Raw genomic sequence first — 2,906 nt, forward strand, 5'->3', positions numbered from 1 at the left:
ACGGTTGTCATGGCCGACACCCAGCGACTTCCCCTGCCCATCATCGCCAACTGGGACTGGCAGACCGCCGGCGCCTGCCGGGGGATGGACAGCGATGCGTTCTTCCATCCCGCCCAGGAGCGGGCCAAGGGCCGCCGGCGGCGGATCTCCGCCGCCAAGGCGGTCTGCCAGGCGTGCCCGGTGATCCGCCAGTGCCTCGAGCACGCCCTGGACACCCGTGAGCCCTACGGGATCTGGGGCGGGCTCTCCGAGGACGAGCGGGCCGAGCGGCTCGGCCTGCAGTCCCTGCGCTACCCGGCGCCGCGCGCGCCGCGGCCGGCGCCTCCGGCCGGTGCGCCGGTGCTGGTGTCGGTCGATCCGTCGGTGATCGGGCCGGCCGCCGCCGACGCGGTTGTCGGCGGCTCGGCGTCGATGTCATGATGGGCCGGTGATGACGTCGACCGCCCGCCGCACCCTTCCGCGGCGATTTCCCGGGCCCGTGCCCGGGGCGAGCAGCTGACCTCACTCCTTCCGGGCCGGGCATCCCTAGACTCCCTGCTGGTTGCGGCGCGCCGTCGCGACCGGTTCCGCCCGCAGTACTCCCGCCCGGAAGGTTCCGCATGACCACCGCGCCACCCAGCTCGCCCGCGACCCCGCCCGCGACCCCGCCCGCGCCGACCGACGAGGCGGGCATCGACCGCGCGGTCGGCGCGGCGCTGGCGGCCGTCGCCGCCGCCGACGATCTGGACACTCTCAAGTCCGTCCGGCTGGCCCACGCGGGGGACCGCAGCCCGCTGGCTCTGGCCAACCGGGCGCTGGCCGATCTGCCGAAGACGGAGCGGGCCGCCCCCGGCCGGCTGATCGGGCAGAGCCGGGCCCAGGTGAACAAGGCGATCGCCGCCCGCGAGGCCGAACTGCTGGCGCAGCGCGACGCCCGCATCCTGCGCGAGGAGACGGTCGACGTCACCCTGCCCTACGACCGGGAACCGGCCGGGTCGCGGCACCCCATCTCCACGGTGATGGCCCGCATCGAGGACATCTTCGTCGCGATGGGCTGGGAGGTGGCCACCGGTCCCGAGCTCGAGGCGGAGTGGTTCAACTTCGACGCGCTGAACTTCCCCGAGGACCACCCGGCCCGGGCCATGCAGGACTCGTTCTACATCGGGGGCAACCCGGGTCTGGTCCTGCGCACCCACACCTCGCCCGTGCAGATCCGCAGCATGCTCGACCGCGAGCCGCCGATCTACGTCGTGTGCCCGGGCCGGGTCTACCGGTCGGACGAGCTCGACGCGACCCACACCCCGGTGTTCCACCAGGTCGAGGGCCTGGCCATCGACCGGCACCTGTCGATGGCGCACCTCAAGGGCACCCTGGACCACTTCGCCCGGGCCGTGTTCGGGCCGCAGTCGCGCACCCGGCTGCGTCCCTCGTTCTTCCCCTTCACCGAGCCGAGCGCCGAGATGGACGTCTGGTTCCCGGACAAGAAGGGCGGCGCCGGCTGGGTCGAGTGGGGCGGCTGCGGCATGGTCGACCCCAACGTGCTGATCGCCTGCGGGCTCGACCCGCAGGAGTGGAGCGGGTTCGCGTTCGGCATGGGCATCGAACGCACCCTGCAGTTCCGCAACCAGATCCCGGACATGCGCGACCTCGTCGAGGGCGACGTCCGGTTCACCGCCGCGTTCGGCTGGGAGGTCTGAGCCATGCGCCTGTCCCTGGAGTGGTTGAGCGACGCCCTGGCCCTGCCGGCCGGGACCACCGCCGATGAGGTCGCCCAGACCCTGGTCCGCATCGGGTTCGAGGTGGAGGACGTGCACACCGTGCCGCCGACCACCGGTGACCTGGTCATCGGCCGGGTGCTGGCGATCGAGGAACTGACCGGGTTGAAAAAGCCCATCCGGTTCTGCCAGGTCGACGTCGGACCGGGCCACGGTCCGGACGGGTCCGACGCCCCCCGTGGCATCATCTGCGGCGCGACGAACTTCGCCGTCGGCGACACCGTGGTCGTGGCCCTGCCCGGCGCGACGCTGCCCGGCGGGTTCGGCATCGCCTCGCGCAAGACCTACGGGCACATCTCCGACGGGATGATCTGCTCCAACCGCGAGCTCGGCCTCGGCCAGGAACACGACGGCATCCTGGTCGTCGCATCGGCCGGGGCCGGCCCGGCGGCGGGCGAGTCGGCACCGGTCCCCGGCGCCGACGCGCGGCCGATCATCGGGGCGGACGACGTGGTCATCGAGCTGGCCATCACCCCGGACCGCGGTTACGCGCTGTCGGTCCGCGGGCTGGCCCGCGAGCTCGCCGCCGCCTACGACCTGCCGTTCACCGACCCGGGGGTCCGGGAGCTCCCGGACCCGGCGGACGGCGGGTGGCCGGTGACGATCGACGACCCGGCCGGTTGCGGCCGGTTCGCCACCGTGCGGGTGCAGGGGATCGACCCGACCGCGCCGAGCCCGTACTGGATGCGGCGCCGGCTCACCGCGGCCGGGATCCGCTCGATCTCGCTGGCCGTCGACGTCACCAACTACGTGATGGTCGAGCTCGGCCAGCCGCTGCACGCGTTCGACGCGGACAGGTTGTCCGGACCGATCACCGTCCGGCGGGCCGCCGCGGGCGAGTCCCTGGTCACCCTGGACGGGACGACCCGGGCGCTGGCCACCGACGACCTCGTCGTCGCCGACGAGTCCGGCGCCATCTCGCTGGCCGGCGTGATGGGCGGGGAGTCGACCGAGATCTCCGACGGCACCACCAACGTCATCATCGAGGGGGCCTCCTGGGCGCCGCCGGTGATCATGCGGACGGTCCGCCGGCACCGGTTGCCGAGCGAGGCCGCCCGCCGGTTCGAGCGGGCCGTCGACCCGGCGAGAGCGGCCCGGGCCCCCCCGCCGGGCCCCCCGCGGCGGACCCGCAACGGCGGCGGGCGGGGGGCC

At 74.1% G+C, this 2,906-nt stretch carries 3 protein-coding genes; all 3 read left to right on the forward strand.

What is annotated here, in order from left to right; translation table 11 throughout:
* Positions 1-9 precede the first annotated feature (9 nt).
* Positions 10-420: a WhiB family transcriptional regulator gene (locus ACOJUF_RS03460; RefSeq protein WP_420120472.1), complete on the forward strand. Its 411-nt coding sequence runs from the start codon at positions 10-12 to the stop codon at positions 418-420.
* A 179-nt stretch (positions 421-599) separates the two neighbouring features.
* Positions 600-1,676, forward strand: a complete 1,077-nt coding sequence (pheS, locus tag ACOJUF_RS03465; protein ID WP_420120470.1) for a phenylalanine--tRNA ligase subunit alpha — start codon at positions 600-602, stop codon at positions 1,674-1,676.
* A gap of 3 nt (positions 1,677-1,679) precedes the next feature.
* Positions 1,680-2,906 (forward strand): phenylalanine--tRNA ligase subunit beta (locus ACOJUF_RS03470; RefSeq protein ID WP_420120471.1); only part of this gene is annotated, 1,227 nt, incomplete at its 3' end.

The organism is Nakamurella sp., assembly GCF_048594475.1.
Classification (GTDB): Bacteria; Actinomycetota; Actinomycetes; order Mycobacteriales; family Nakamurellaceae; genus Nakamurella.

Bases quoted from the DNA above. Each gene is read 5' to 3' on its own strand.
- ACOJUF_RS03460 (WP_420120472.1), top strand. From the start codon at position 10: ATGGCCGACACCCAGCGACTTCCCCTGCCCATCATCGCCAACTGGGAC.
- pheS (WP_420120470.1), top strand. From the start codon at position 600: ATGACCACCGCGCCACCCAGCTCGCCCGCGACCCCGCCCGCGACCCCG.